Source organism: Paraburkholderia yinzeri (assembly GCF_046581065.1).
In the GTDB taxonomy this organism is placed as follows: domain Bacteria; phylum Pseudomonadota; class Gammaproteobacteria; order Burkholderiales; family Burkholderiaceae; genus Paraburkholderia.
On sequence record NZ_JBFOCJ010000001.1, the window covers coordinates 1561566 to 1587953 of the forward strand.

The 26388-nt window shown below is 61.8% G+C and carries 27 protein-coding genes, 1 tRNA gene and 1 riboswitch; of the genes, 12 read left to right on the forward strand and 16 right to left on the reverse strand.

What is annotated here, in order from left to right:
• Positions 1–12: 12 nt before the first annotated feature.
• Complete coding sequence (locus tag WJ542_RS07480) at positions 13–1791, forward strand: terminase ATPase subunit family protein (RefSeq protein ID WP_411188663.1); 1779 nt, start codon at positions 13–15, stop codon at positions 1789–1791.
• Positions 1788–2825, forward strand: coding sequence for a phage portal protein (locus tag WJ542_RS07485; protein WP_411188664.1), 1038 nt, complete (start codon positions 1788–1790; stop codon positions 2823–2825). Before WJ542_RS07480 ends, WJ542_RS07485 begins: the two co-directional genes overlap by 4 nt.
• A 195-nt stretch (positions 2826–3020) precedes the next feature.
• On the opposite strand, the gene WJ542_RS07490 is transcribed toward WJ542_RS07485, so the two are convergent.
• The 11 genes from WJ542_RS07490 to ydfG form a co-directional block, all read right to left on the reverse strand.
• Complete coding sequence (locus WJ542_RS07490; protein WP_411188665.1) at positions 3021–3902, reverse strand: glycosyltransferase; 882 nt, start codon at positions 3900–3902, stop codon at positions 3021–3023.
• 181 nt (positions 3903–4083) lie between these two features.
• Complete coding sequence (locus WJ542_RS07495; protein WP_411188666.1) at positions 4084–7389, reverse strand: rhamnan synthesis F family protein; 3306 nt, start codon at positions 7387–7389, stop codon at positions 4084–4086.
• Positions 7390–8309: 920 nt separating this feature from the next.
• Positions 8310–8385, reverse strand: a tRNA-Lys gene (locus tag WJ542_RS07500).
• 169 nt (positions 8386–8554) lie between these two features.
• Entirely contained in the window at positions 8555–9304 is a 750-nt protein-coding gene (gene ybgF, locus WJ542_RS07505; RefSeq protein ID WP_411188667.1) for a tol-pal system protein YbgF, read from the reverse strand.
• A 21-nt stretch (positions 9305–9325) separates the two neighbouring features.
• On the reverse strand, positions 9326–9835 hold the full coding sequence (pal, locus tag WJ542_RS07510; RefSeq protein ID WP_027794205.1) for a peptidoglycan-associated lipoprotein Pal: 510 nt from the start codon (positions 9833–9835) through the stop codon (positions 9326–9328).
• An 18-nt stretch (positions 9836–9853) separates the two neighbouring features.
• Entirely contained in the window at positions 9854–11146 is a 1293-nt protein-coding gene (tolB, locus tag WJ542_RS07515; protein WP_411188668.1) for a Tol-Pal system beta propeller repeat protein TolB, read from the reverse strand.
• Between the two features lie 124 nt (positions 11147–11270).
• Entirely contained in the window at positions 11271–12257 is a 987-nt protein-coding gene (tolA, locus tag WJ542_RS07520) for a cell envelope integrity protein TolA (RefSeq protein ID WP_411188669.1), read from the reverse strand.
• Positions 12254–12700 carry a protein TolR gene (tolR, locus tag WJ542_RS07525; protein ID WP_411188670.1) on the reverse strand — a complete coding sequence of 149 codons (447 nt, stop codon included), beginning with the start codon at positions 12698–12700 and terminating at the stop codon, positions 12254–12256. The genes tolA and tolR overlap by 4 nt, the downstream gene beginning before the upstream one ends.
• A gap of 17 nt (positions 12701–12717) precedes the next feature.
• The gene (gene tolQ / locus WJ542_RS07530) at positions 12718–13395 is read right to left on the reverse strand and encodes a protein TolQ (protein WP_411188671.1); all 678 of its coding nucleotides are present in this window, start codon (positions 13393–13395) and stop codon (positions 12718–12720) included.
• Between the two features lie 154 nt (positions 13396–13549).
• A complete protein-coding gene (ybgC, locus tag WJ542_RS07535) occupies positions 13550–14047 on the reverse strand; it encodes a tol-pal system-associated acyl-CoA thioesterase (RefSeq protein WP_411188672.1) in 498 nt (165 codons plus the stop codon).
• A 73-nt stretch (positions 14048–14120) separates the two neighbouring features.
• Positions 14121–14867, reverse strand: coding sequence for a bifunctional NADP-dependent 3-hydroxy acid dehydrogenase/3-hydroxypropionate dehydrogenase YdfG (gene ydfG, locus WJ542_RS07540; RefSeq protein ID WP_411188673.1), 747 nt, complete (start codon positions 14865–14867; stop codon positions 14121–14123).
• A 182-nt stretch (positions 14868–15049) separates the two neighbouring features.
• Positions 15050–15199: riboswitch (ZMP/ZTP riboswitch) on the forward strand.
• Between the two features lie 160 nt (positions 15200–15359).
• On the opposite strand from ydfG, the gene glyA reads away from it, so the two are divergent.
• The 7 genes from glyA (at position 15360) to WJ542_RS07575 (ending at position 19985) form a co-directional block, all read left to right on the forward strand.
• Positions 15360–16607 (forward strand): serine hydroxymethyltransferase, encoded by a 1248-nt coding sequence (gene glyA, locus WJ542_RS07545; protein WP_411188674.1) that lies wholly within the window; start codon positions 15360–15362, stop codon positions 16605–16607.
• Positions 16608–16625: 18 nt separating this feature from the next.
• Entirely contained in the window at positions 16626–17108 is a 483-nt protein-coding gene (gene nrdR / locus WJ542_RS07550) for a transcriptional regulator NrdR (RefSeq protein WP_411188675.1), read from the forward strand.
• A gap of 156 nt (positions 17109–17264) precedes the next feature.
• On the forward strand, positions 17265–17801 hold the full coding sequence (locus WJ542_RS07555; RefSeq protein ID WP_411188676.1) for a GspH/FimT family pseudopilin: 537 nt from the start codon (positions 17265–17267) through the stop codon (positions 17799–17801).
• Between the two features lie 56 nt (positions 17802–17857).
• On the forward strand, positions 17858–18214 hold the full coding sequence (locus tag WJ542_RS07560; RefSeq protein ID WP_411188677.1) for a hypothetical protein: 357 nt from the start codon (positions 17858–17860) through the stop codon (positions 18212–18214).
• Positions 18187–19011: a PilW family protein gene (locus WJ542_RS07565; RefSeq protein ID WP_411188678.1), complete on the forward strand. Its 825-nt coding sequence runs from the start codon at positions 18187–18189 to the stop codon at positions 19009–19011. Before WJ542_RS07560 ends, WJ542_RS07565 begins: the two co-directional genes overlap by 28 nt.
• Positions 19008–19532: a pilus assembly PilX family protein gene (locus WJ542_RS07570; RefSeq protein WP_411188679.1), complete on the forward strand. Its 525-nt coding sequence runs from the start codon at positions 19008–19010 to the stop codon at positions 19530–19532. Before WJ542_RS07565 ends, WJ542_RS07570 begins: the two co-directional genes overlap by 4 nt.
• Before the next feature lie 24 nt (positions 19533–19556).
• Positions 19557–19985, forward strand: coding sequence for a type IV pilin protein (locus WJ542_RS07575; RefSeq protein WP_411188680.1), 429 nt, complete (start codon positions 19557–19559; stop codon positions 19983–19985).
• A 22-nt stretch (positions 19986–20007) separates the two neighbouring features.
• On the opposite strand, the gene WJ542_RS07580 is transcribed toward WJ542_RS07575, so the two are convergent.
• The 3 genes from WJ542_RS07580 to WJ542_RS07590 form a co-directional block, all read right to left on the reverse strand.
• Positions 20008–20475, reverse strand: a complete 468-nt coding sequence (locus WJ542_RS07580) for a DUF3318 domain-containing protein (protein ID WP_411188681.1) — start codon at positions 20473–20475, stop codon at positions 20008–20010.
• A gap of 34 nt (positions 20476–20509) precedes the next feature.
• Entirely contained in the window at positions 20510–20896 is a 387-nt protein-coding gene (locus WJ542_RS07585) for a phage holin family protein (RefSeq protein ID WP_411190501.1), read from the reverse strand.
• Positions 20897–21053: 157 nt separating this feature from the next.
• Positions 21054–21356 (reverse strand): ElaB/YgaM/YqjD family protein, encoded by a 303-nt coding sequence (locus tag WJ542_RS07590; protein WP_411188682.1) that lies wholly within the window; start codon positions 21354–21356, stop codon positions 21054–21056.
• A gap of 334 nt (positions 21357–21690) precedes the next feature.
• On the opposite strand from WJ542_RS07590, the gene WJ542_RS07595 reads away from it, so the two are divergent.
• Positions 21691–22329, forward strand: coding sequence for a peroxiredoxin (locus WJ542_RS07595; RefSeq protein ID WP_411188683.1), 639 nt, complete (start codon positions 21691–21693; stop codon positions 22327–22329).
• A gap of 111 nt (positions 22330–22440) precedes the next feature.
• Here the strand turns inward: WJ542_RS07595 and WJ542_RS07600 are convergent, their stop codons facing one another.
• Positions 22441–23631: an acyl-CoA dehydrogenase gene (locus tag WJ542_RS07600; RefSeq protein WP_411188684.1), complete on the reverse strand. Its 1191-nt coding sequence runs from the start codon at positions 23629–23631 to the stop codon at positions 22441–22443.
• A gap of 98 nt (positions 23632–23729) precedes the next feature.
• On the opposite strand from WJ542_RS07600, the gene WJ542_RS07605 reads away from it, so the two are divergent.
• The gene (locus WJ542_RS07605) at positions 23730–24548 is read left to right on the forward strand and encodes an IclR family transcriptional regulator (protein ID WP_411188685.1); all 819 of its coding nucleotides are present in this window, start codon (positions 23730–23732) and stop codon (positions 24546–24548) included.
• 114 nt (positions 24549–24662) lie between these two features.
• Here WJ542_RS07605 and argF read toward each other — a convergent pair whose 3' ends face one another.
• Positions 24663–25592 (reverse strand): ornithine carbamoyltransferase, encoded by a 930-nt coding sequence (argF, locus tag WJ542_RS07610; protein WP_411188686.1) that lies wholly within the window; start codon positions 25590–25592, stop codon positions 24663–24665.
• A gap of 357 nt (positions 25593–25949) precedes the next feature.
• Between argF and WJ542_RS07615 the strand changes: the two genes are divergently transcribed.
• Positions 25950–26297 (forward strand): DUF3579 domain-containing protein, encoded by a 348-nt coding sequence (locus WJ542_RS07615; RefSeq protein WP_411188687.1) that lies wholly within the window; start codon positions 25950–25952, stop codon positions 26295–26297.
• Positions 26298–26388: the final 91 nt, after the last annotated feature.

Here is a 26388-nt window from a genome sequence, read left to right on the forward strand (position 1 = left end):
AAACTTGGGGCCATGCTTGAAACCGCCGATATCACCCCTGCACTCGAATCGAACGCCGACCCTCGCCGTATAGCCCGCGCGCTTTACTGGCAGGGTTGGCGCGTCACGTCTATCGCGAATCACATGGAGTTGAAACGCGCGACGGTCGAGGCGTGGAAGCAGCGTGACGAGTGGGACAAGGCGACGCCGATCGAGCGCATCGAGTCGTCGCTAGAAACGCGCATGGCGGTGCTCATTGCTAAGCCGGTAAAGACCGGCGGTGACTTTAAGGAAATCGACTTGCTCGGCCGACAGGTCGAGCGCTTGGCGCGCGTGCGCAAGTACGGCGAAACGGGGAAAGAGAGCGATCTAAACCCGAACATCGAGGCACGCAATAAGGCGCCGCGCAAAGAGAAAGCCGAGCGCAATGCGTTCAGCGACGAACAGGCCAAGCGACTTCGCGAGGCGTTTCTAGATTCGCTGTTCGACTATCAAAAGGTCTGGTTTCGCAACGGCCATCAGCGCACGCGCAACATTCTCAAGTCGCGGCAGATCGGCGCGACCTGGTATTTCGCACGCGAGGCCCTGGACGATGCGATCGGGACCGGCCGCAATCAAATTTTCTTGTCAGCCAGCAAGGCACAGGCGCATGTGTTCCGGCAGTACATTTGCCAGTTCGCACGCGAGGCCGCAGACGTTGAATTGACCGGCGAGCCGATCATCTTGCCGAATGGCGCGATTCTCTATTTCCTCGGCACGAACGCAAAGACCGCGCAGAGCTATCACGGCAATTTCTATTTCGACGAGTATTTTTGGGTGAGCGGCTTTCGCGAGCTGCAAAAGGTCGCCTCGGGCATGGCGATGCACAAGCAATGGCGAAAGACGTATTTTTCAACGCCGTCGAGCATCAGCCATCCGGCGTACACCTTTTGGAACGGCGAGCACTTCAATCGCGGCCGTGCGAAAGCCGATCACCTGCATCTCGATATCTCGCACAAGGCACTCGGCGGCGGCCGGCTTTGCGAGGATCGCCAATGGCGCCAGATCGTGACGGTCGAGGATGCGCTTGCCGGCGGGTGTGACCTGTTCGATATCGACGAGTTGCGCCTTGAATACAGCGCGCAGGACTACGCGAATCTGTTGATGTGCCAGTTTATCGACGACACGGCGTCGATATTCCCGCTCGCCGAGCTGCAACGCTGCATGGTCGATTCATGGGAAGCATGGGCCGACGATTTCAAGCCGCTCGCGCCCCGTCCTTTCGGCTATCGCCCGGTGTGGGTCGGTTACGATCCAGCGCATACCGGCGACACGGCCGGCCTTGTCGTCGTCGCCCCGCCGGCGGTGCCAGGCGGAAAGTTTCGCGTGCTGCACAGGGCGCAGTTTCGCGGAATGGATTTCGAGGCACAGGCCGAGGCGATTCGCACCATCACGCAGCAATACAACGTCGGCTATATGGCGATCGATACGACCGGCATCGGCCAGGGCGTCTATCAGCTCGTCAAACAGTTCTATCCGAGCGCGGTCGCGCTCAACTATTCGCCCGAGGTTAAAGGCCGCCTGGTGCTCAAAGGCTTGTCAGTGGTCGGCAAGGGCCGGCTCGAATTCGATGCCGGATGGACCGATCTAGCACAATCGTTCATGGCGATTCGAAAGACGATGACGGCGAGCGGCCGAAAGGTCACATACGAGGCGGGGCGCAACGAGGAAACGGGCCATGCTGATTTGGCCTGGGCGTGCCTGCATGCGCTCGATAACGAGCCGCTAGAGGGTGTCACGGCAAACAACACGGGCTTTATGGAGTTTTCATGAGTAAGCGCAAAAACAGCATGCACGCATCGAGCACGACGCCGGCGGACACATCGACGCCGGCCAAGGCCGAGGCCTTCACGTTCGACGATCCAGTGCCCGTGATGGATCGGGCCGAGATTCTTGATTACGTGCAGTCATGGGCGGCCGGCAAGTGGTTCGAGCCTCCGGTGTCATGGGCGGGCCTTGCGAAATCGTTTCGCGCCGGCGTGCATCATAGTTCGGCGATCTACTTCAAACGCAACGTGCTCGCGTCGACGTTCGTGCCGCACAAGTTGCTATCGCGTGACGAGTTCGGCAAGTTGGCGCTCGATTACATGGTGTTCGGAAACAGCTACGTCGAGGAACAGCGCAACAGGCTCGGCGGTTTGCTCACGCTTAAGCGCGCGCCGGCGAAATACGTGCGCCGGTCGACGGATCTGCAAGGCTTCTTTCAGATCGACGGCTTTCAGATCGAACACGAGTTCGCGGCCAGCTCACTCCATCACTTGATGGAACCGGACATTGACCAGGAGGTGTACGGCTTGCCCGAATATCTCGGCGCGCTGCACGCGGCTTGGTTGAATGAATCGTCGACGCTGTTTCGCCGGCGTTATTACGAGAATGGTTCGCACGCTGGGTTCATCCTGTACATGACGGACGCGGCGCAGAGTCAGAGCGATGTAGACAAGATGCGCGAGGCGTTGAAAAACAGCAAGGGACCGGGCAATTTCCGAAACTTGTTCATGTACGCGCCGAACGGCAAGAAAGACGGCATCCAGCTCATTCCCGTTTCAGAGGTCACGGCCAAAGACGAGTTTTTCAACATAAAGAATGTCACGCGCGACGACTTGCTCGCGGCGCATCGCATCCCGCCGCAGCTCATGGGGATCGTGCCGAGCAATACCGGAGGCTTCGGTGCAGCCAACACGGCCGCCGAGGTGTTCGGTGCGAACGAAATCGCGCCGCTGCAACGTCGCTTTGAACAACTCAACGAGTGGATTGGCGACGAGATCGTGCGATTCATGCCGTATACCATCGGCGCGGCAGCGGCGTAAGTTGCGGGCCTTCAGTGATGCAGCAACAGGTAGGCGATGAAAGTGCCAACCAGCACAGCCCCCGCGCTATAGAACACAGGTCTGTTTCGCAAGACATACAGCCTGGACGCAGGGGGCTTGTTCTCACCATCGAGGTCCCAATAGTCAATGCCTGGGTCGCAGTCCAGATTTGAGGTCGCCGCGACCTTTGCGGTATCAGTTCGATGACCCTACAAGTAGCGCGTCCAGAGCACCACGGATCGTCATAGTGGTCGCACATACATCCAAGCCCAGTTGTGCTTGTACTTCCGGTGCGACCAAGGTTGTTCTGCGCCTTACTTCGATGAGGGCAGTAACGCGCTCATATATGAGCTGACGTTCTTCGCTCAAGATTCCATTTGTCGGAACCGAGTTGCTACCATCCGTCTTGAAGTAGTAGTCGCCGATTATCTTCCCTATTGCTTGGAAGTCGGACGGATATGACGCACAAATCTTCAAAAGCAGGTCGTAGTCTTCTTCCCAAGTGAGGACAGTATCGAACGACAGGATGTCCGGTGAAACAATCGACCGATCGATCAAGTACGAATGTATTGGGCAGAAATTGGCTCGGAAGAGATCTTTCAGATCCTCACCAGCGAATGGCGCGTCAACTTGCCTTGTGATGCGAATAAATTGTTGGTGTACATCTGCATTTACCACGCGTACAGAAGCGAACGCTATTGCAGAGCGGCTAGTCTTCAACCGATCAACAAGCACTGCATATGCCTCCGGATATAGGACATCGTCATAGTCCAGGAAGGCGACGTATTGGCCGGTTGCAGACCGCAATCCCATATTCAGCAGTTCCGTCCTCGCATCGGTTGGGGTTGGACTATCCCAGTTCCTGAGTATCAGCGTCGGCGCGTTCGGCAGACGTAGCAGCGGCTCAAGCGCAGCATGCGTCGCGGCTATCTCCATCTCCGAGAAGCGTTGAACTGCGAGAATGATATTCAGGGGACGATGTGTCTGACCCACCAAAGCGAAAACGCAACGATTCAGCTCATAGAGGCGCTTCGCATCGTGAAAGCGCACGATGCAATCAATTTGGTTTTCAATCATGACTTACCAGCGCGGCTGCGCGAAACTAAAGTGGTTGGAGAAATCGGCGTAGGTGCGCCATTCATCAGGAACGATCATCGGGGACGAGTGGGGCGTCGAGAATCCTCGCGCGGTCAATTCGGTTCGAAGCCAGCGCTCAAAATCGGGCGAGCCCCATTTGCGTGCCAATGTGATGCCAGACTCAAAAATCATTCTTAGAGTCGTCGGTTTCATTTCCCGGTTTGTGACGGCGTGCAGGAACAGCGCACGTGGACACGTCTTCAGCGCGTACCCATGTGCGCGCGCGCCATGAGAGATCTACGTCTTCGCAATACATGAAGAAGTCTTCGTCGAATCCTCCGAGGTCAGCGAACGCGGACTTCGAGATTGCGAGACAAGCGCCGGAAACCCACGGGGTGTCCAGCGTGTGTTCGTCGTACGGCTTCGGATGCTCAGATGGAAACTGGAGCGCCTCAACTAACGCCTTTCCATCCGCCGCCAGTACCATCTGGACAAGCGCACGTACGGCATCAGGATGAAGCGCGCCATCCGGATTGATGGCGATATAGATGTCGAAACCCTCGTCGAACGCGGCTCGCATAAGATGATTATGGCCGCCTCCAAACCCAATGTTGCCACGACTGGGTAACCGTGTAATGAGATCCCTTGCGTCAATCGACTCGTCGGTGCTTGCACCGTTATCCAACAAGAAAAGGCTTCCCGCCGTGCTCAAATCAGCCGTCTTCAAGGAGAGTTCGGCCGCGCCGACGGCCAGCGCCAGTTCTTCGGCGCTGTTGTTGTACGTAACGAGACCGATCGCGACGCGTGTATCGGACTTGACGTCGATGTGCAGTCCAAGGGCACGGTTCCGTACGTAGTCGAACAAGTGCCCCGGAGCCTTCTCGACTGGGTTTGGCCTGACTGTACGTTGACGGACTCCTCGGGGATCGAGCAGGCGGAACACGCAGCGATTGAAGAACGTCGCCAGGTCTGATTCGCGAGGCACTCCGACGATACAAGGCGTGTTCTCATGCAGGGAGGGGCGAGCGATCTTGATCCAGTCAAAGCCCGCGTGCTCACATGTGTGCAAGAATATGCGCTCGATGGCGTGCGCGAGGGTCGCATCGGTCTGATTGGATTCAGCATCGAAGTCATCGGTCTTCAGCCGTAGGTCAAGCAACGGCTTCAACGCTGCAGTACGAGCCCAGAACATTGAGCCCGACGGGAAATCAAGCGGGTCGCGCTCGTTCAACGAGAAACCCATTCTTCTCGCAAGTTTTTCTGCGTTCGGAAAATTACCGCCCCAGTTCGCCCAATGACGCATTGGCTCAAAGTGCTGAGACGCGATGATGCCGAGCTTGGGATTCTGACCAAATGCGTGCAGCACACTTGTCACGACTTCTGGAGTCCCAAGCAGGTTCTCCAGAAGGAAGTGTCGCCATGGTGAGAGTACGGTTGCATGCTTTGACCGCTTGCCGTGTAGATGGACTACATAGGCATAGCGATCGTAAACATCGCTGAAAGTCACCAATTTGGGCGCGATGTCTCGACCCCGATTGGGCACTACCCGGACTTCAACGCTGCCCTTTGCCCAGCCCGAAAACGCCTTTTCAATAACCGACGCACGGAAGCTATCGGTGGTAGAAATATATACGTCGAGATCGACTGGCACATTGCTGAGGTACGAGCGGAATTCGCCGGCGAGTTCCTCATAATGCAGATGAACAATCGCCGCGACGCTCCCGCTATTCAGATCGGGGACCTTGGCAAAGCTGAACGGCACCGAAACGCTGTAGTCAATTTCGATTGGGCGCGCGGCTTCGGCCGGTGTTAGCGGGCTTACGATAACCGCTTCTTCCAGTGACTCAGGCGCATCGATCACCGGCGCGTGCTGGGCGTGGAGTAGAGCCAGCGCTTGTCGTCTTGCTGCTAGTCGCTTGAAGAGCTGGCCGGTCGCTGTCCAGTGAATCGCTTTGATCACGCGACGGGCGGGCGTGCGCAATATTGGCACGCTTCGCAGTGCGCGACGCACCGGCAGCGTCATCTTCCAGGACGTGCTATTGCGTATGGCGATAAGCTCATCCGAGGCGCGCGTGTATTCAACGTTCTGGTGCGAGAGATGGTTTATCGAATCACGCAGCGAAGCAATCACGGCGTCTTTCTCTACCCCCTCCCTGGCGATGTGGTCTGCCCTGTCAGATAGCGCTTGGACGTGGCGCCGCTCCTGAATCACCATTTCGGCGAGTAGGGATCTTAGATCCTCGGCGGGGCGTTTCTTTTCGGTAGATTTCGTCAGCTCGACCGCTGAGCGCAACGTTGCAGTCTCCGCTTCGCACTCGTTCAGGATTGCCTGAAGCTGGGCATTGTCTCGTTGAAGCTCCAACGCTGTCGCATTACTTGCTTCGATGTCCGCGCGCAATGATTCATTTGCCCGGCGTATTCCCTGGGTCTCCGCTTCTTCGCTGACCCGAAGGGCTCTGATCTGTGCTACTTCCTCGTTGAGGACGGCGATAGCCGCTTCAAGCTCTGAAGCTCGTGCTTGCGCGGCATGTAGTGCTGCCGGGGCGCTTGCCAGTGCATTGGCCTTATAACGCTCTATCGCAGATCGAATCACCTGTATCTGAGGATCCCAATCCGAAATGCGAGCCAGCGTTTCCGCAGCATTGGCACTCACATCTGCGCCGTCTTTCAGCATTTCGGCGATAGCCTCAGTTTTCGCCATCAGTTGTCGGCGCGGCACCAACAGGCCGCCGAGGCTGGAATACATGGAGCGGATTTGGTCGATCTCCGACCCTTTGGCCGCGAACAGTGAAGTTAATTTCTCCGGGATAGCCCCTCGCGCCAGCACGCCCAGTCCATTGCCATGGTTGAATTGGAAGGACGGGTATTTAGCCGACAGTTCCTCGAAAAATTTCCAGACACCGAAACCGCGCTCCCGGACATTCGTATCGTGGAAAAGGACGATCGCATCCTTCGTCAGCTTTGGAAGCCACGACTCGTAGTCCTCCTTGACGTCGTCATAAAAATGGCGTCCGTCGATATGGATGAGGTCGATCGATGCGTCGCTGAAATATTCGGCTGCTTCCGCAAAAGTGGCTCGGTTCAGCCGAGAGAAGCCAGCGTACCGCTGATTGGTTGCCAGCACAGCTTCGTAGACGGAGTTGTCATAGAAGCCGGCATGTTCGTCGCCCTGCCATGTGTCAACGGCATATGCCGCAGTACTGATTCCGAGGCGCTCTATTGCTTGACAAAAAGCAAAGTAGGAGTAGCCATAGTGACTTCCGAGTTCGACGAACCGTTTGGGTCGCAGAGCGTCCGTGAGCCAGAAGGCAAATGGCGCGTGCTCAATCCAGGCGGATTGACAAAAGTAATGGGGAACCCAGAAAGATGACGGAGACAGCGACTCAATTGTTTCTTTCGATAGCATTACGCACCTTTCCAAATGTTCCTTTTGTTTCGAGGCGTAATCATACTTGCTTTGGCTTGCTCCGGCGATGACGGCATTCATGCGATGCGAGCGACTGACGAGGAGCGAGTGCAGTCGTGCAATTCACTGCGCTCATATGGATAAATTTCGAGAATTTACACACTTCGTTCGGAAGTTAACAGAAGTGCCTCCATGACCGGTGCTTGTGGCGTAAGGTCGGCGGCTGCACTGGATTTATTCAACTACGCCGACCCCTGTCGATTCGCCGCTTGGTTCTGCTGGCCGCCGCGCCGTACAAATGCAGTCCCCTCCCCGCCTGCGGGTTTCTCTTGTGGGGCGGGTTTTGATGCGGTGGGCAGGTGAGGCATGCAGGCGCATGCCACAGGCCGCTCAGGGTGAATTCTGGTGCGTTGCACTGATGCGTTTTGATGCGCGAGAGGTGCTCTCTGATGCAGAAGGAGGATGCGCCGCAGCGAAAGACGGCGGAGGCAACGCTTTATGTACGGAATGGGGCTGATTCTGGGGAAGGCCACCGGAAAAAGGTAACCGGCGTAACCGGGGCAGAAAAAGCCGTCTAACGCGATGATTTCAAAGACGGATTCCGGTTACCTCAAAAAGGTAACCCGAGGTAACCCAAAAGGTAACTGGCTCGCAAGCCTTTGATTTTAAAGGAATGGAGTTTTAGGAAAGGTTACTCATATAAAAGGTAACCGGTTACGCTTCAGTTACCTTATGGTTACCTTTTTGTGGATCGCTGGGAGCCTTGCTGGACAAGGCTTTGAGGCCGGTTCTCTTTGTCCGGTTACTCCGGTTACCTTTTTCCGGAGGCCAAATTTTTGGCTGCTGCTATCTACTCGTGACTGGGCCATGCGCCATTGCGCCGGCGAATCTTGACAACGTCGGCCGAGCTTAACGCGAGAAGAATATTAGACACTGTCTAATATCGACGCCAAACGGGAAAGAAAAAGGGCCTAGCGCGAACGCTAAGCCCTTGAATCTTTTGGTAGGCCGTACGGGATTCGAACCTGTGACCAACGGATTAAAAGTCCGCTGCTCTACCAGCTGAGCTAACGACCCAAAAGAAGCGGGATTATAGCGCACTCTGAAAGCAACGTCAACCGCGCGGAGCATAGGGAAAAACAAAGGCCCGGGACACGCCGTATCCCGGGCCCTCCTTTCACATGCGAGAGGCGTGCTTTGCGGTGTGCAACCGCGGGTGCGCGACAACTACCGTGTCCTGCGGCGCTTATCTGAGCTGTGACAGCTTGCTCTGCGCCTGCTGGGCGACATCCGAACTGCCGTACTGCGCAACGATCTGCTCGAGAGTGCGTTTGGCCGCGGCCTTCTGCCCCTGCTCGATCTGATTGTTCGCAATCGCGAGCAACGCCTCGGGCGCGCGCGGATGCTGCGGGTAGTTCTTGACGACGTTCTGCCACGCTGCTGTCGAACCCTTGTAGTCCTTCAGCGCATAGAGCGCGTTGCCGAGCCAGTACTGAGCGGTCGGCTGATAAGGACTCTGCGGGTACTTGGCAATGAAGCTGCGGAACGAAGAGGCCGCGTTCTTGAAGTCGCCGTTGCGGAACTGCTCCGAAGCGGCGTTGAACGCATCCGTCTCACCCGGCTGCACGGTGCCTTGCATGCCATCCACGGTTTCCTGCTGCGGCTCGAACTTCTTCAAGCGCGTGTCCAGGTCCGTGTAGTACTCCTTCTCTTGCTTCTGCACGGTGGCCAGCTGATTCGCCATGTCCTCGTTCTGTCCACGCAGCGTCGCCACCTGTTGGTTCAACTGGTCGATCTTGTTGGACTGATCGAGAATCGTGCGCTGCGCGGCGGACAACTGGGTTGACAGACTGTCCGTCTTCGCCCGCAGGTCGAGAATCGCCTGGCGCGCCTGATCATCATCGAAGAGGCCCGCGTGAGCGGGCATCGACGCGAACGCGATGCCGGCCACGCAGGCTGCTGCGGCAACCCGCAGCGGGGAGAAACGATGCGACATACGCCCCTTCAAATACGTCGATTACTGTTGATACACGAGGTCAGCACGGCGGTTCTGTGCCCACGATTCTTCGTCGTGGCCCGTTGCGACCGGCTTTTCCTTACCGAGGCTGACAGCTTCCATCTGCGAATCCGGCACGCCCATCAGCGAGAGAGCACGGCGGACAGCTTCAGCACGCTTCTGGCCCAGCGCCAGGTTGTACTCGCTCGTGCCGCGCTCGTCGGTGTTGCCCTGGATCAGGACGTGACGTTCCGGGTGCGTTTTCAGGTATTGAGCGTGAGCTTGCAGCAGCGACTGATACTCGTCCTTGACGGCGTAGCTGTCGAAGTCGAAGTACACGCTGCGCTTGGCGAGCGGGCTGTTCGGGTTGTTCAGCTCGTCAACGTTCACCTGAGCGACCGCGTTCGGGTTCGGCTGCGTGTTCATTGCACCGGCGTTCGGGTTTTGCTCTTCTTTAACACCCGACTTGCACGCGGCCAGCGCGCCGATCATCAAGACGGCCAAGGCCAGGCGGAATTTCTTCGACATCATTTTTACTCTCCTGAAGTGTTATTGCATGAAAGGGCCCCAAGACGGCTCGCGTACGCTGCCGCCCTGAACGGACAGGATTTGCCGCGTCCGACCGTCGGTCGATACAGCAGCCAGCACGCCACGGCCGTTCACCTGAGTGGCGTAAAGAATGTACTGACCATTCGCTGCGAAGCTTGGCGATTCGTCATGTGTCGTGTCGGTGAGCGGCGTGGCTACGCCAGATTGCAGATCTTGAATGTACAGCTTAAATCCACCGCCCGTCCGCGAGATGTACGCGAGTTCCTTGCCGTCGGGGCTGATCCGCGGGCTCGTGTTGTAGCTGCCCGTGAACGTCACGCGCTGCGCTGCGCCGGCGCTTTCGCCCTGGGCCGGCATCTTGTAGATCTGGGGCTGGCCGCCGCGATCGCTCGTGAAGTAAATCGACTGGCCGTCAGGAGAGTAGGTGGGTTCGGTGTCGATCGTCGAGCCTTGCGAGAGGCGGCGCAGGCCGGAGCCGTCGGCATTGACGGCGAAGATCTGCGTGTTGCCCGTACGCGACAGCGCGACGGCGAGCGTGCGGCCGTCCGGCGACCAGGCGGGCGCCGAGTTGTTGCCCTTCTGGTCGGAAATGATCACGCGGCGGCCGGTCGGCAAGTCATGCACGTAGACGATCGGCTTTTTCTTCTCGAAAGAAACGTAGGCAACCTTGGTCCCGTCCGGCGACCATGCCGGCGAGATGATCGGTTCGGGGCTCGACAACGCGATGTGCGCATCTTGACCGTCGGAGTCCGAAATCTGCAACTGATAGCGGTTGCCGACCTTGATGACGTACGACAGGCGCGTCGCGAACACGCCGCGATCGCCAAGCAGCGTCTTGTAGATGTAGTCGGCCACTTTGTGCGCGCTCATACGCAGGCCGCTTTCGGGGCTCACGAGCACGAGACCGCCGAGACTTTGGCCCTTGACCGTGTCGTACAGCTTGAAGCGCACTTCGTACTGGCCGTTCGCGAGCTTGTTGACGCTGCCGCCGACAAATGCGTTGGCACCCTTGGCCTTCCAGGCGCCGAAATCGACGGGATCGTTTTCCGAAACGGGCGTGCTGCCCGCGTCGATGTTGCTGAACTTGCCGCTGCGCGCGAGATCCGCGCGCACGATCGCGCTGACCTGCTGCGGCGAGTTCGCCTCATTGGCGAAATTGGCCGTCGCGATCGGAAACTGGGTGGAGCCGATTCCCGTCACGAGGACGTTGAGTTGTGCATGTGCCGCACTGCCTGCCACGATGAGGCAGGACGCGACGAGGGTTCGCAGACCAAGCTTCGTCATCAAACTCATGCTGTGATGTTTCCCGAAAAAGCAATTTTGTAACATCGTGCAACAGGAGACAGACCCGAAATCGGTCGAATCGTTCCGCGAGCTGCTGCTGCACGCCTGAGTTCCTGTACCCCTGGGGCCGCCCTTAACCTGCCGGGCGCAAAGTAATTGTAAAGTTCGACGGCGTTTTGCCGTTGGTATCGAGCGGCATGGGATCCGATTGCTGGACCGCCCGAAACGCGGCGGCGTCCCACTGCGAATTGCCGCTACTGCGCGTGATGATCGCCGAGAGCAGCGTGCCCGTTGGCGCACAATGCACTGCCACGACGGTTTCGAGGCCCTCTGTCCCGCCGGCCCAGATGATCTTGGGCCGCACGAGGCGCTGAACCTTCTCCGCATAACCCGCCGACGCCGCCGTGCCGCCCGCGCCGCTGCCGTTGCCGCTCTTCGCGAGTCCGTTGCCGCTATCGCTCGATCCGCCGCCCATCGCCCCTTGCATCTGCGCAATACGCGCGCGTCGTTCGGCGTCGAGCTTCTTCGTTTGCGCTTCGGCCTGCGCCTTGGCCTTCGCGGCGTCGGCTTTCTTCTGGGCGTCGAGTTGCGCCTGCTTTTGCTGGTCTTCGAGCTGTTGCTGCTTCTTCTGCGCTTCGAGCTGCTGTTGCTTGAGCTTGTCGGCCGCGGCCTGCTGATCCTGTTGCTGCTTGAGCTTCGCGGCCTTCTGCTGGACGGCGAGCTGCGCCGCCTGTTGCGCCGCGAGTTGCTGCTGACGCTTCGCTTCGGCATCCTCTCGTTGCTGTTCGAGCAGGCGCTGCTGCTCGGCGAGCTGCGCTTGACGCGCGGCTTCTTCTTGCTTGCGCTTTTGTTGCTGTAGCGCAATGTCGGCTTCTTCCGTCGGCTGCGGCGGGGCCGGTGCGACGGGGACGGGCGGCGGTGCCGGCCGCGGCGTCGAAAGATCGGGCACCTCGGTCCACAACTCGGCTTCTTCGCCTGCCGGCGTGCTGTTTTGCCAATGGATACCGTGATACAGGAACAATCCGAGCAGCACGTGCATCAGCACGGCGAGCAGTAAAGCACGCAGCGTGCCGCGTTCGCGCGGGGGCTGAAGCGGATAGCTGAGATTCTTGCGGGTCATTGCGATTTGACGAGCAGTCCGACACGTTTGACGCCTTGCGCCTTCAGATCGGACATCACGTCCATCACGGTTTCGTACTTGACGGCCTTGTCGGCGGCGATCACGACCGGCTGGTCGGGATGATCCTGCTCTCGCCCGCCGACGAAGGTAGTCAGGTCGGCTCGCGTCATGGTTTCCTGCTGCGTGGCGCCGGAATCATCCTTGTAGCGTACGCTCAGATTGCCGTCCGCGCGAATGTTGACCACGACGGGCGGCGTTTGCTGCTGTTGTGACGCGCCGCCCACAGTGGGCAGGTTGACGATCGACGGAGCGACTAGCGGGGCCGTCACCATGAAGATCACGAGCAGCACCAGCATCACGTCGATGTACGGCACGACGTTGATATCGGCCATCGCGCGGCGCGATCGGCTGCCGCGCATGCTCGAACGAACTGAGCCAGCCATCTTCGACTCCTTGAAGATTAGTGGGCCTGACGCTGCAGGATGTTCGAGAACTCTTCGATGAAGGTTTCGAAGCGGATCGCGAGGCGGTCGATGTCGTGCGCGTAGCTGTTATAGGCGACGACAGCCGGAATCGCGGCGAAAAGACCGATTGCGGTGGCTGTCAGCGCTTCGGCGATGCCGGGCGCGACGTTCGCGAGCGTGGCTTGCTGCACGTTCGCGAGACCGCGGAATGCGTTCATGATCCCCCAGACCGTGCCGAAGAGACCGATGTACGGGCTCACCGAACCCACCGATGCGAGGAACGAGAGGTTTGCTTCGAGCGCGTCCATTTCGCGCTGGAACGCTGCTCGCATTGCACGGCGTGCGCCATCGAGGACGGCGCCTGGGTCGTTCATGCGCTTTTCCTTGGCCTTGAGAAATTCGCGCATGCCCGATTCGAAAATACGCTCGAGCGCGCCGATCGTGTGGCGGTTGTTTGCGGCGCTCTGGTAGAGCGCCTGAAGATCGCCGCCCGACCAGAAGTCGCGTTCGAAGCGTTCGGTCTGCGCGCGAGCGCGGCGGATCGCAAACCACTTGCGGAAGATGAAGGTCCAGGAAATCAGTGAGAGCAGCAGGAGCAGTCCCATGACTGCCTGCGCCAGCACGCTCGCATTAAGAACGAGGGAAAGGATTGAAAAATCTTGCGTCGTGTTCATAGAGGTTCGTTGTAGCGTCCCGAAAGGGGCGAACGGCTGCAAGGCGTTGCGAGGGTTTCCGTAGGCAAACGGAAATCCCCGGCGCCAGTGCGACCGAACCCTGCTTGGTCCTGTTTTGACCGGCGCGAGTTCACTGGCGTCGTATCAACGGAAATTACTGCGCGGCCGTTGACACGGCCGTTGCAACTTTGACCGGTCCGCCGCGCAATAATGCCTCGTGCACAGGGTCCGGAATGGCGGCGGGCCGCAGGGTGGCGCCCTCGACACAGGCGACGCGAATGCTGCCTGCGGCGAGCAGCGTCTCGCCACGCCACGCTTCCTGCACGAAATCGACCGACGCGCGGCCGAGTTTCTCGATCCTTGTCACGGTCGTGACAATATCGTCGAGGCGCGCAGGCGCACGGTAGTCGAGCGCCGTGCGGCGCACCACGAAGAGCACGCCGGCTTCCCCGGCGAGGCGGCGCTGATCGACGCCGCACGCACGTAGCCATTCGGTTCGCGCGCGCTCGAAGAACTTGAGGTAGTTCGCGTAGAACACGATGCCGCCGGCGTCGGTGTCCTCGTAGTACACGCGAACCTGCCACTCGAAGCCCCGCTCGTCCGGGCGCGGGGCGGTGCCCGTCTGGCTCGTGCGTTTTTCCATGCCGCGCATTCTACCGGAACGCGCACCCCCACTGACTTTCGTTCACCTGACGGACACAGGCGGGGTTGCGCCGGGTAGGGCCTCAGCCGCGATGGATAGTCAGGCCCGCGAAGGACTGCGCAACCGGCATCAGCTCGATCGTGTTGATGTTCACGTGCGCGGGGCGCGTGGCGATCCAGTAGATCGAATCGGCAATGTCTTCGGCCGTGAGCGGCTCCACGTCCTTGTAGACGTTGGCGGCCTTGGCGTCGTCGCCGCGGTAGCGTATGTTCGAGAATTCGGTGCCGCCGCACAGGCCCGGCTCGATATCCGTCACGCGCAGCGCGGTGCCCGCCAGATCCGCACGCAGGTTCAGACTGAACTGGCGCACGAAGGCCTTGGTGGCGCCGTACACGTTGCCGCCCGGATACGGCCAGCGGCCGGCCACGGAACCCAGGTTGAAGATGTGGCCGCGGTTGCGCTCGACCATGCCCGGCAGAAAGGCGCGCGTGACCTGCACGAGGCCCGTGCAGTTGGTCTCGATCATGGTTTCCCATTCGTCGAGATCGGCCCTCTGGGCAGGCTCCACGCCGAGTGCGAGGCCGGCATTGTTCACGAGCACGTCCACGGCGGCGAATTCCGCCGGCAGGGCGGCCGGCGCGGCTTCCACGGCGGCGCGATCGCGCACGTCGAGTTCGAGCGGCAGCAGGGCGTCGCCGAGTTCGGCGGCGAGGGCATCGAGGCGGTCCTTGCGGCGGGCGGTTGCAACGACGCGGTGGCCGCCCTTCACGAAAGCCCGGGCGATGGCGGTGCCGAAGCCTGCGGAGGCGCCGGTGACGAAGACGATCATGGTTGCTCCCTGGTCGGTGGGTGGCAGAGAAAGGGTCAAGCCTACTTCCATTGCGGCGCTGCGGCAAGGAAGCCCCCAGAAACCTGGGGCCAGAACCGCCGCGGCCCGGCTGGACGGGCTTTGCGGCCGGCGGCTGCCCTGTCGGTTGCCTATTCCCGGCGCTTCCAATACACTAACGCGCTCAATCCCTGCGTGACTGGCGATAGGGTTCCTGAATCGTAATAGCCGTGGCGGCAACAACTGTGCCTGCCATGGCTGGATCGGGAACTCAAGGTGGAACGACCCACCGTGAAGCGCGGGGCGCCGTTTTGCCGTTCGCCTGGGCAGCCGAAATCCGCGCGCTTCTTTCAGCGCTGCACGGGCTGTCCTGCCTTGCGTGTGCGGCACCTCCTTCCGCCACGTCAAGGCTCGTCTTCCTGCCAGCAGCGCCGCGTACCAGCTACGCGTTCCGCGCGAGACCCGGTCAACCTGAACACACTTAACGGAATCCGTATGTTTGACAGAGCCGAAAGCACCATCGCCAAAGTCGATCCCGAACTCTTCAAGGCCATTGAACTCGAGAACCGCCGTCAGGAAGAGCACATCGAGCTGATCGCCTCGGAAAACTACACCAGCCCGGCCGTGATGGCCGCGCAGGGCTCGCAGCTCACCAACAAGTACGCCGAAGGCTATCCCGGTAAGCGCTATTACGGCGGCTGCGAATACGTGGATATCGTCGAGCAGCTCGCGATCGACCGCGTGAAGGCACTGTTTGGCGCCGAAGCCGCGAACGTTCAGCCGAACTCGGGTTCGCAGGCGAACCAGGGCGTGTTCTTCGCCATGCTCAAGCCCGGCGACACGATCATGGGCATGAGCCTTGCCGAAGGCGGTCACCTCACGCACGGCATGGCGCTCAACATGAGCGGCAAGTGGTTCAACGTCGTGAGCTACGGCCTCGATGCCCAGGAAGACATCGATTACGACGCGCTCGAAAAGCGCGCGCACGAGAGCAAGCCGAAGCTGATCATCGCGGGTGCGTCGGCATTCGCGCTGCGTATCGACTTCGAGCGCATCGCCAAGGTTGCCAGGGCAGTGGGCGCATACTTCATGGTCGACATGGCGCACTACGCAGGCCTGATCGCCGCGGGCCTCTACCCGAACCCGGTGCCGCATGCGGACTTTGTCACCACGACCACGCACAAGAGCCTGCGCGGCCCGCGCGGCGGCGTGATCCTGATGAAGGCGGAGTTCGAGAAGCCGATCAACTCGGCCATCTTCCCGGGCATCCAGGGCGGTCCGCTCATGCACGTGATCGCGGGCAAGGCGGTGGCGTTCAAGGAAGCGCTTTCGCCGGAATTCAAGACCTACCAGCAGCACGTGGTGGAGAACGCACGCGTGCTGGCGGAGACGCTGGTCAAGCGTGGTCTTCGTATCGTTTCGGGCCGCACGGAAAGCCACGTGATGCTGGTGGACCTGCGCGCGAAGCACATCACGGGCAAGGAAGCCGAGCGGGTGCTGGGAGAAGCGCATATCACCGTGAACAAGAACGCCATTCCTAACGACCCGGAAAAGCCGTTCGTGACGAGCGGCATCCGCCTCGGCTCGCCGGCCATGACGACGCGCGGCTTTGGCGTGAAGGAAGCCGAGCAGGTGGGTAACCTGATTGCCGACGTGCTCGACAACCCGGCAGATGCGGCAACGATCGAGCGCGTGCGCGCGCAGGTCGCCGAGCTGACGAAGCGCTTCCCGGTTTACCGCTAAGCCGCGCGCCGACCCAGCATGCGCTGCCCTTTCTGTCGGCACGAAGACACACAGGTGGTTGACTCGCGCGTGTCCGAAGACGGCGCCGCGATCCGCCGGCGCCGCCGCTGCCCGGCCTGCGACAAGCGTTTTACGACGTACGAGCGGGTCGAGCTGGCGATGCCGGCTGTCGTGAAGAAGGACGGCAGCCGCACGGAATTCGACCGCCGCAAGATCGTGGCCAGCATGCAACTGGCGCTGCGCAAGCGTCCGGTTGCGGCCGACGCGATCGATGCGGCGGTGGCGCGCATCGAATATCAACTGCTTGGCAGCGGCGAGCGCGAGGTGCGCAGCGAGCGCCTTGGCGAGCTCGTCATGGCCGAGTTGCGCGAACTCGACAAGGTCGCGTTCGTGCGTTTCGCATCCGTATACCGGCGCTTCGAGGATGTCTCCGAATTCGAGGACGTGATCGAGGAATTCCGCCGTAGCAGCAGCGCCGGCACGCCGCCGCGCAAACGCTGAGTCCTTCCGCATTTCTCTTCTCCTCTTTCGCAGCCGTTCGTGACGCATGGATTGTCGCGAACGGGCGCGTCCTGTGCCACCTGGCCGTTCGGCCGATTGTTCCGCTCCCGCTTTCTCGCTAGATTGACGGCAATACCTTAAAAATAAGGATTGCTGATGAAATACAACGGCTTCTCGCTGATCGAGACCATGGTCGTCGTGGTCCTGCTTGCGATTGGCGCGGCTGCGGCGACGCCTTCGTTTGTCGCCTGGCGCATACGCGACGAGGTGAACGCACGTGCGAACGCGTTGCTCGGAACATTCGCCTATGCGCGCAACGAAGCGATCCGGCGCAAGGCGCGTATCACCGTATGCCGTATCGACGTGGCTCGTCATTGCCTTGCGGCCAACAAGGCCTGTCCGTCGGGGGCAGCCGACTGGTCGTGCGGGTGGGCGGTGATGGCCGAAGGCCCAGGGTCGATGCGTCCCCTGCGGGTGCAGCCAGCGCACGATAACGTAGCAATCGCGTCGCAATTGACTGCGATCACGTTTACCCCGCCGGCGGGGCAGGCCATCGGCGTGCTTCGCAGCTTCGATATCGCACCGCGCGCTGCCGGTGGGGCCGTGCGCGGTGCGCCATGGCGCCGCTGCATTCGCGTCGCGGCGGCAGGACGCGCACGCATCAACGAGGGCGCGTGCGGAGGGGCGTCGTGAGGCGGGGGCGCGGCACGACCAGGCGTGGTGCGACGCTGCTGGAGGTCGCATTGGCGATGGCCATCATGGCAATTTGCGTGCTCGGTCAGCTCGGTACGCAGATCGCCATGGCGCGGCACGCACGGGCCGCGAGCGAGCGCGAACGCGCCGCGTTTGCCGCCGATGCGATCGCGGAGGCGTTGCTCGGAGCTTCCGCGAGGGCCGCAGACGAGTGGAAGGCGAGAGTGCCGGCTATCGTGCCGCTGGGCACCGTCGCGCTGACAAGTGCGGGCGGCGAGGGCGTTGTCGCGACCGTGACGTGGGTTGCGTCGCGCTACGCAATGGCGCCCGCCGTTTCAGTGCCGCCGGACATGTGCAACGGCGTGGCGGCTGCCGAGGGTCACGCATGCGTCTCGCTGGCGTTCGCAAAATGACGGGCAGCGGGTTCAGCACGAGGCGGAGCAGCCGCGGGCATACGCTGCTGGAATTGACGATTGCCGTCGCGCTCGGCCTCGTCGTGGGGGCGGGGGCGATCACGGCATATCGTTCGCAGCACCAGGCATTCGTCGCGGCGACCGACGCCGCGCGCATTCACGAGGCGGGCATGAATGCATTGCTGCTGATCGGCGAGCAGATCCAGATGGCGGGCTTTACGCCGGCCGATACACCGCAAGGACCTGCCGCGAGTGCCATCTTCGGCTGCACCGCCGGGCGACCAGTGGGAGCCGATGCCGGTCTGACCTGCGAGACGCTGTCCAGCCGCTCGGATGGCATTGCGATTCGCTATGTCGGCGACACCGTCTCGACCTCGCGTTCGTCGTCGGGAGAGGTGACCGACTGCCTCGGTCAGGCGGCAGGCGGGGAGGGCGTGACGGTGGTCAACCGCTACCACGCGAAACCGAGCAGTTCCACCGGCGAGCCGGAGTTGTACTGCGAAGGTTCGGGCAAGGTCGGGACCGCGCAGCCGCTCGTGGAGGGCGTCGAAAAGCTGCGCCTGCGCTACTGGCTGGCGGACGCGAGCCAGCCTGTGGATGCCTCGTCGCTCGCGCGCGACCAGTGGCCCCAGGTCATCGCCGTCGATCTGTGCGTACAGGTGCGCGGTGCGCCGTCTACGCGCCGGGTGAGCTACGTCGATTGCAATGGCGCGACGATCCTCGCCACCGACGGACGCGCGCGCCAGATCTTCTGGCGCCATATCGCGCTACGCAATGCGGCGGGCGGTGCGGCATGAGCGCGGCACGCAGCCATTCGCCGCGCGGGCGGCGGCAACGTCGAGGCATCGCGCTGCCGGTCGTACTGGTGATGGCGTCGATGATGCTCGTCACGTCGTCGGCCTGGTTCGAAGCTGCGTTGCTCGAAGCGCGCAATGCCAGCTTTATTGCCGACACGCTGCAGGCGTTTCATGCCGCCGATGCCGCGCTCTTGCTCTGCACGCGCGCGCTGGCCAACGGCTCCATGATCGCACCGGCGGCACCCGTCTTGACAGGGGAGCCGGCGGGCTGGCGCCAGCAAGCCGGCTTCGATGCACGGGCCATTGCTGTGACCGGCGCGTGGCCGGGCTCGGTCAGGCCGCCGCAATGTTTCGTCGAGGCATGGCGCATCGGCAGCCGGCCGGCGGCGCGCGCCTTTGTCTTGACGGCACGCGGCTTTGGCGCGTCCGAAGAGACGCAGAGCTGGCTGCAGGTACAGCTCGTTCTCGACGGTACGCATATCGAACGGCATTGGCGCCGCATTGCAGCGCGGCCTTTCTGACGAGGCGCCAGGGAGGGAAAGACGATGAAAGCCGGGAAGCACGCGTTCACACTGCTGGAGCTCGCGATGGCGCTTGCGGCGATGGCGATCGTTGCGGTTTTCGCGTTGCCGTCGTGGAGCGGTCAGATCGCACGTAGCCATCGGATCGAGACCGTGACCGTGCTCTATCGTGCGGCGCAATTCATCGATACCCAGGTGTCGGTGCCGGCAGTGCTGCCTGCGGGCATGGATCAATCGCCGCCGACAGGGCCGCCAGTCTACCGCCTGCGTCTGTTGCCCGCGGACGAGTCGAACGGCGGTTACGGACTGGAGGCTTCTCCGGTTGCCACGGGACCGATGCACGGCGACCCCTGCGGAATCTTCACGCTCGACGCGACAGGGGCACGCGGCAACCGGACTGCGATAGCGGGCACGGTCGCGCCGGTTGCGGAGGAATGCTGGCGAGGGCGCTGAGCGAACCGGGTAGCCCGGAGCGTCAGTAGCCCGCGTCGGGGGACTCGTCAGACGAATTGGCGCGCGCGGGGCGGCCATTCTGGCGCCGCATCTGCTGCCACACGCGATATGCCTCCCACGCGGTGAACGCGAGGCCGCCCCACTTGATGATCGGACGTGCCGCCGAAACGAGCCTGCTGCGCAACGGCTTGGCGACGACCAGCGAGACGAGCGAGCTCAGAAGCGGATATTGCTTGAGCAGGTTGCCGATTCCGGCGCCCGCCGAGACAGCCCCGCCCGCGCGGCTGAAACCGGGCACGAGAAAGCGCAGCCAACTGAAATGGGTGGCCCGCTCGCGCAACTCGACAATCGTTTCGGCCATTTCGGCGCGCTCCACGCTCGCGCGGACGATCAGCAGTTCCTTGCGCAACGCGCGCAACTGCGGCGTGGAAAGGTCGTGGGAGCGCGGCCGGGCGGGGCGAAAGGCGTTATCCGGTTTCGATTGGTTCATGGCGTCGGCTGGATTGAGTAGCGGTTCCTGGCGATCAATGCTTGCGAAGGATTTCGCGGTCCTTCTCGAACTCTTCCAACGTTGCCTGGAAAACCAGCGGGGCATTGCGCAGCCCGCTGCGCGCCTTGAGCGCACAGACGAGCGCGGCCAGCGCGTAGACGGCGGTGATAACGGCCAGTGCCTGCCAGCGCCAGGTGTCCCAGAAGGCGATCGCAATCAGCGCGGTCAACGCGATCAACGCCATGGTGGCAAGCATCATCGCCGCGAGGCCGAGGAACAGGACGGCGAGCAGACGTTCCTTCTCCTCCGCCAGTTCGATGCCGATGAGCTCGAGCCGGGTTTGCAGCATCGCGAACGCCGAACCGAGCAGCCGCCGCAGCGGTCCGTGGTCGTGTCGTGGCGATTGGGTATCTGTCGTCATGGCGGGAGCAGGTTGCGCATGCGATTGCGCGAGGAAGGACGGGCCGGTGCGGCGCACCGGCCCGCGGTAGGGCATGGCGCCCGGCACGGCGTGGCCCGGGCAAGCGTGGCGGTATGGACCGCCAGGCCAGTCGCCGGTTGCCGGGCGCGGCGCTCGCTTACTTGCGGTTGATCAGCAGACCGATCAGCACGCCCACGCCTGCCGCGATACCGATCGACGTCCACGGATGCTCGTGAACGTAGTCGTCGGTGGCGCGAGCCGCCTTCTTGCCCTTCTCGATCACCACGACCTGAACGTCGGCCGCTTTCTCCTTCGCCTGTTTCAGGCGGGAGAGCGCCGTTTCGCGCAGTTCGGACGCCCGTTCGCCGGTGGCGCTCGCTGCCTGCTTGAGCAGGTCCTCTGCATCCGCGAGGACGGTCTTGATATCCGACATCAGCCTCTCCTTGTTGACTTCTGACATTGACTGGCTCCCTTCGTGTTACGCCACGCGTGAATCGTAACAAAGAAACGGACGCTGGCGAGTGCGGCGCGCACTCGAAGCGCCTGTGGCGCACTTACTGTTCCCGTGCTGCAACGGCTCGTGTCACGCGGCACACCAGGTTGGATGGAGTTGATCTGGCCCGAGAAGTTTCCATGATCCGGTCCGAAATTACCAAAACTCATAATGGTGTGAGGCAATGTTCGTTCGCGGCGCGGGCGGACTCCCGTATGCTTGGGTGTCCGAGGTCTTTCACGGTTCGAAGCCCGGCCGGTGCCGGGAGATTCCACCCACACTCCATTCAAGGAAACGCACCATGAGTCTACGTCTTGGCGATATCGCACCCGACTTCGAGCAGGATTCGAGCCTCGGCCGCATCAGCTTCCACGAGTGGCTCGGCGACAGTTGGGGCGTGCTGTTCTCCCATCCCGCCGACTTCACGCCCGTTTGCACGACCGAACTCGGCCTCACGGCCAAGCTCAAGGACGAGTTCGAGAAGCGCGGCGTGAAGACGATTGCGCTGTCGGTGGACAGCGCCGAGTCGCACAACGAGTGGATCAAGGATATCAACGAGACGCAGGCGGCGAGCGTCGGTTTTCCGATTCTCGCGGACGGCGATCGCAAGGTGTCCACGCTGTACGACATGATCCACCCGAACGCGAACGAGACGCTGACCGTGCGTTCGCTCTTCGTGATCGATCCGAAGAAGAAGGTGCGGCTCATCATCACCTATCCGGCGAGCACGGGCCGCAACTTCGACGAAGTGCTGCGCGTGATCGACTCGCTGCAGCTCACGGACAACTATCAGGTCGCGACGCCCGGCAACTGGAAGCAGGGCGACGACGTCGTGATCGTGCCTTCGCTGAAGGACGAAGAGCTGATCAAGCAGAAGTTCCCGAAGGGATACAAGGCGTTGCGTCCGTACCTGCGTCTTACGCCGCAGCCGAACAAGTAAGCGGCGGTCGAGACAGCGCCCGGACGGGTTCCCCGGAACGCCCGCTCAAGCAAAAAGCGCCGCACATCGTGCGGCGCTTTTTTCATGCTTTCCTGCCTGCGCAGGCGCCGTTCAGAAGAACGCCTGAATGCCCGTTTGCGCACGACCGAGGATCAGCGCGTGGATGTCGTGCGTGCCCTCGTAGGTGTTGACTACTTCGAGATTCACGAGGTGGCGCGCTACGCCGAATTCGTCGGAGATGCCGTTGCCACCCATCATGTCGCGGGCGAGACGGGCGATGTCGAGCGACTTGCCGCACGAGTTGCGCTTCATGATGGAAGTGATCTCCACCGCGGCCGTGCCTTCGTCCTTCATGCGGCCAAGGCGCAGGCAGCCTTGCAGGCCGAGCGTGATTTCGGTCTGCATGTCGGCGAGCTTTTTCTGGATCAACTGGTTCGCCGCGAGCGGGCGGCCAAACTGCTTGCGATCCAGCACGTATTGGCGCGCGGTGTGCCAGCAGGATTCGGCGGCGCCGAGCGCGCCCCAGGCGATGCCGTAGCGCGCCGAGTTCAGGCAGGTGAACGGTCCGCGCAGGCCCTTCACGCCCGGCATGATGTTCTCCTCCGGCACGAACACTTCGTCGAGCACGATTTCGCCCGTGATCGACGCGCGCAGGCCCACCTTGCCGTGAATCGCCGGTGCGGACAGACCCTTCCAGCCCTTTTCGAGGATGAAGCCGCGGATATCGTCCTTGCCGTTTTCTTCGAGCTTCGCCCAGACGACGAACACGTCCGCGATCGGCGAATTCGTGATCCACATTTTCGCGCCCGTGAGCGAGTAGCCGCCGTTCACCTTTTTCGCGCGCGTGATCATGCTGCCCGGGTCGGAGCCATGGTTCGGCTCGGTGAGGCCGAAGCAGCCGATCCATTCGCCGGACGCGAGCTTCGGCAGGTACTTCTGCTTTTGTTCCTCCGAACCGAACTCGTAGATCGGCACCATGACGAGCGACGACTGCACGGACATCATCGAGCGATAGCCGGAGTCGATGCGCTCCACTTCGCGCGCGATCAGCCCGTAGCTCACGTAGTTCAGGCCCGGACCGCCGTACTGTTCGGGGATCGTCGGTCCGAGCAGGCCCACTTCGCCCATTTCGCGGAAGATCGAGGCATCGGTCTTTTCGTGGCGGAACGCCTCCAGCACGCGCGGCGCGAGCTTGTCCTGCGCGTAAGCGGCAGCGGCGTCGCTCACCATGCGTTCGTCTTCGGTGAGCTGCTGGCTCAGCAGCAACGGATCTTCCCAATGAAACTGGGCGTGTTCGGCCATGGTGTCTCTCCTCCAAAAGGGGAATTTGTACTTGACGGAAGTTCCGCAATGCGGAACAATGTTTTGCATATTGACTCCAGTGTATCACTTACGCGCCCATGTCTGCATCTGGATTCCCCTTATCCGCTTCGCTGCCCGGCGGCGAGCTCGACGAGCGCAAGTTCGTCGTCGCGCTCGCGCGCGGCCTCGAACTGCTGCGGGCGTTCCGCCCCGGCGAAACGCTGCTCGGCAACCGCGATTTCGTCGCGCGCACCGGCCTGCCGAAGGCCACCGTGAACCGGCTCGCGTACACACTCACCGTGCTTGGCTACCTGCGCTTCGACGAAGCCCTCGGCAAGTACGCGCTCGATGCGGGCGTGCTCTCGCTTGGGTTCACGATGCTCTCGAACACCGACGTCCTCGAACTCGCGCGGCCGCATCTGCGGGCCTTCGCGCGCGAGGTGGGGGCGGCGGTATCGCTAGGCTGCCGCGACGGGCTGGAGATGATCTATCTGGAGACGATTCGCAGCGAGACCGCGCTCACGCTCGGGCTGGCTTCGGGCTCGCGTCTGTCGATGCTGACAAGTTCGATGGGTCGCGCGTATCTCGCGGTTCAGCCGCCTGACGTGCGCGCGGCGCTCATGGCCGAACTGGAGAAAGCCGCGGGCGCGGAGGGACCGGCGCAGGTGGCGGCCACGCAGCATGAGATCGAGATATTCGCGAAAGAGGGCTGTTGCTACTCGTTTCGCGACTGGCATGACGACGTGAACGCTGTCGCGGTGCCGTTTCGCGAGCCGCGCGAGCGCCGTTGGCTCGTGCTGAGCTGCAGCGGGCCGGCCTCGTCGATGGGACCGGACGTGTTTCGCCAGCGTGTGGCGCCGCTGCTCAAGTCGCTGGCGCGGCGGCTCGGGGAGACGGCTCCAGGCGCGGCAGCCTGAGCCGCGCGCAGAAATGAACAATGCCGGGAAGATGTCCCGGCATTGCGACGAGAAGGGGGCTTGACGCCTCCGTAGACGGTCTGCGGATCCGCTCGCGGTTGCGGTCGGCCCGGCTCAGTGGTTCAGCCGGCCGAGCAGCAGGAATTCCATCAGCGCCTTCTGGACGTGCAGGCGGTTTTCCGCCTCGTCCCACACCACGCTTTGCGGCCCGTCGATCACGTCCGCGCTCACTTCCTCGCCGCGGTGGGCGGGCAGGCAATGCATGAAGAGGGCGTCGGGCTGGGCGCGCGCCATCATCTCGGCGTCCACGCACCAGTCGGCGAACGCCTTCTTGCGCGCTTCGTTTTCGGCTTCGAAGCCCATGCTCGTCCAGACGTCGGTGGTGACGAGGTCGGCGCCTTCGCAGGCGGCGTTCGGATCCTCGAACACTTCGAAGAACGGCTTGCTTTCCTCCGCAACGAGCGCTGCGTCGAGCGGGTAGCCCGGCGGCGTCGAGATGGTCAGCTTGAATTCGAGAATCTGCGCCGCTTCGATCCACGTGTAGAGCATGTTGTTCGCGTCGCCGACCCAGGCGACCGTCTTGCCGCGGATCGGGCCGCGATGCTCGTAATACGTGAAGATGTCGGCCAGCACCTGGCAGGGGTGGTACTCGTTCGTCAGGCCATTGATGACCGGCACGCGCGAGTTTTCGGCGAAGCGCGTGAGGATGTCCTGGCCGAACGTGCGGATCATGATGATGTCGACCATGCGCGAGATCACCTGGGCCGCGTCTTCGATCGGTTCGCCGCGGCCCAACTGCGTGTCGCGCGTGTTCATGAACACGGCATGGCCGCCGAGCTGGAAGATACCGGCTTCGAACGAGAGCCGCGTACGCGTGGAGTTCTTCTCGAAGATCATCGCGAGCGTACGGTCGTGCAGCGGATGATACGTCTCGTAGTTCTTGAATTTGCGCTTGAGGATGCGGGCACGCTCAAGCACATATTCATAGTCTTCAAGAGAGAAATCCTTGAACTGCAGGTAATGGCGTAGGGTCCGGGAGGTCATGAAACGAAAGCGGCGCCCGATCCGGCCTCGAAACTGCAGGATGGGGCCGGCGACGCCGCTGCGGTTGGTGGTAAGTCAATGCAGCATAAAGGATTTTGCAGGATTTGACGAGTCGCCCGGAAGCCGTACGGGGCGCGCGGCAGGGGTAAGCGCCTCGCGATCGGGGCGTTACTGCCGGGGGCACGGACACCCGCCGGAGCGGCTTGTGTGCAGTGCGGAAAGACCCCTGCCAGGCTATAATCGCGGGGTTTTCTCTCAGGCACGATAGCGGGCCTGTGCGCTGGCCGGAAGCCCGTGACCCCTATCCCGCCGGCAACTCGTGGGTGACGCGAGCGTGCCGCCACACAGGTACCGTACATGGCCGACGAAGCCCCAACCGAATACTTCATTCAAGGTATCACCTCGAACGGGAAGACGTTTCGTCCGAGCGACTGGTCGGAACGCCTGGCGGGCGTGATGTCGAGCTTCGGTCCGAAGGCGTCGGCGAACGCGCGGGGCCCGAATGCCTATCTGCGGTACTCGTTGTATGTCCGGCCGACGATGATCGGCGACCTGAAGTGCGTGGTCCTCGATTCGCGGCTGAAAGACATCGAGCCGATGGCGTTCAACTTCGTGATGAATTTCGCCAAGGACAACGACCTCCTCGTGACCGAGGCATGCGAACTGCCGCACGATCACCCGACCCAGCAGGTCGGGGCAAGCTGATTCTTTCGGCACGATGAAGCGACCCGCTACGGCGGGTTTTTTTACGTCCGGTTCAATGTCTTCTTCGCAAGAGATGATTCACGCGCGCCCA

Bases quoted from the DNA above. Each gene is read 5' to 3' on its own strand.
- tolR (WP_411188670.1), bottom strand. From the start codon at position 12,700: ATGGCTGGCTCAGTTCGTTCGAGCATGCGCGGCAGCCGATCGCGCCGC.
- tolA (WP_411188669.1), bottom strand. From the start codon at position 12,257: ATGACCCGCAAGAATCTCAGCTATCCGCTTCAGCCCCCGCGCGAACGC.
- pal (WP_027794205.1), bottom strand. From the start codon at position 9,835: ATGATGTCGAAGAAATTCCGCCTGGCCTTGGCCGTCTTGATGATCGGC.
- WJ542_RS07590 (WP_411188682.1), bottom strand. From the start codon at position 21,356: ATGTCAGAAGTCAACAAGGAGAGGCTGATGTCGGATATCAAGACCGTC.
- WJ542_RS07575 (WP_411188680.1), top strand. From the start codon at position 19,557: ATGAAAGCCGGGAAGCACGCGTTCACACTGCTGGAGCTCGCGATGGCG.
- ybgC (WP_411188672.1), bottom strand. From the start codon at position 14,047: ATGCGCGGCATGGAAAAACGCACGAGCCAGACGGGCACCGCCCCGCGC.
- WJ542_RS07560 (WP_411188677.1), top strand. From the start codon at position 17,858: ATGGCCATCATGGCAATTTGCGTGCTCGGTCAGCTCGGTACGCAGATC.
- WJ542_RS07495 (WP_411188666.1), bottom strand. From the start codon at position 7,389: ATGAATGCCGTCATCGCCGGAGCAAGCCAAAGCAAGTATGATTACGCC.
- ybgF (WP_411188667.1), bottom strand. From the start codon at position 9,304: ATGTCGCATCGTTTCTCCCCGCTGCGGGTTGCCGCAGCAGCCTGCGTG.
- WJ542_RS07570 (WP_411188679.1), top strand. From the start codon at position 19,008: ATGAGCGCGGCACGCAGCCATTCGCCGCGCGGGCGGCGGCAACGTCGA.
- ydfG (WP_411188673.1), bottom strand. From the start codon at position 14,867: ATGATCGTCTTCGTCACCGGCGCCTCCGCAGGCTTCGGCACCGCCATC.
- WJ542_RS07480 (WP_411188663.1), top strand. From the start codon at position 13: ATGCTTGAAACCGCCGATATCACCCCTGCACTCGAATCGAACGCCGAC.
- nrdR (WP_411188675.1), top strand. From the start codon at position 16,626: ATGCGCTGCCCTTTCTGTCGGCACGAAGACACACAGGTGGTTGACTCG.
- WJ542_RS07485 (WP_411188664.1), top strand. From the start codon at position 1,788: ATGAGTAAGCGCAAAAACAGCATGCACGCATCGAGCACGACGCCGGCG.
- WJ542_RS07580 (WP_411188681.1), bottom strand. From the start codon at position 20,475: ATGAACCAATCGAAACCGGATAACGCCTTTCGCCCCGCCCGGCCGCGC.
- tolB (WP_411188668.1), bottom strand. From the start codon at position 11,146: ATGAGTTTGATGACGAAGCTTGGTCTGCGAACCCTCGTCGCGTCCTGC.
- tolQ (WP_411188671.1), bottom strand. From the start codon at position 13,395: ATGAACACGACGCAAGATTTTTCAATCCTTTCCCTCGTTCTTAATGCG.
- WJ542_RS07605 (WP_411188685.1), top strand. From the start codon at position 23,730: ATGTCTGCATCTGGATTCCCCTTATCCGCTTCGCTGCCCGGCGGCGAG.
- WJ542_RS07565 (WP_411188678.1), top strand. From the start codon at position 18,187: ATGCGTCTCGCTGGCGTTCGCAAAATGACGGGCAGCGGGTTCAGCACG.
- argF (WP_411188686.1), bottom strand. From the start codon at position 25,592: ATGACCTCCCGGACCCTACGCCATTACCTGCAGTTCAAGGATTTCTCT.
- WJ542_RS07615 (WP_411188687.1), top strand. From the start codon at position 25,950: ATGGCCGACGAAGCCCCAACCGAATACTTCATTCAAGGTATCACCTCG.
- WJ542_RS07600 (WP_411188684.1), bottom strand. From the start codon at position 23,631: ATGGCCGAACACGCCCAGTTTCATTGGGAAGATCCGTTGCTGCTGAGC.
- WJ542_RS07585 (WP_411190501.1), bottom strand. From the start codon at position 20,896: ATGACGACAGATACCCAATCGCCACGACACGACCACGGACCGCTGCGG.
- WJ542_RS07490 (WP_411188665.1), bottom strand. From the start codon at position 3,902: ATGATTGAAAACCAAATTGATTGCATCGTGCGCTTTCACGATGCGAAG.
- WJ542_RS07555 (WP_411188676.1), top strand. From the start codon at position 17,265: ATGAAATACAACGGCTTCTCGCTGATCGAGACCATGGTCGTCGTGGTC.
- WJ542_RS07595 (WP_411188683.1), top strand. From the start codon at position 21,691: ATGAGTCTACGTCTTGGCGATATCGCACCCGACTTCGAGCAGGATTCG.
- glyA (WP_411188674.1), top strand. From the start codon at position 15,360: ATGTTTGACAGAGCCGAAAGCACCATCGCCAAAGTCGATCCCGAACTC.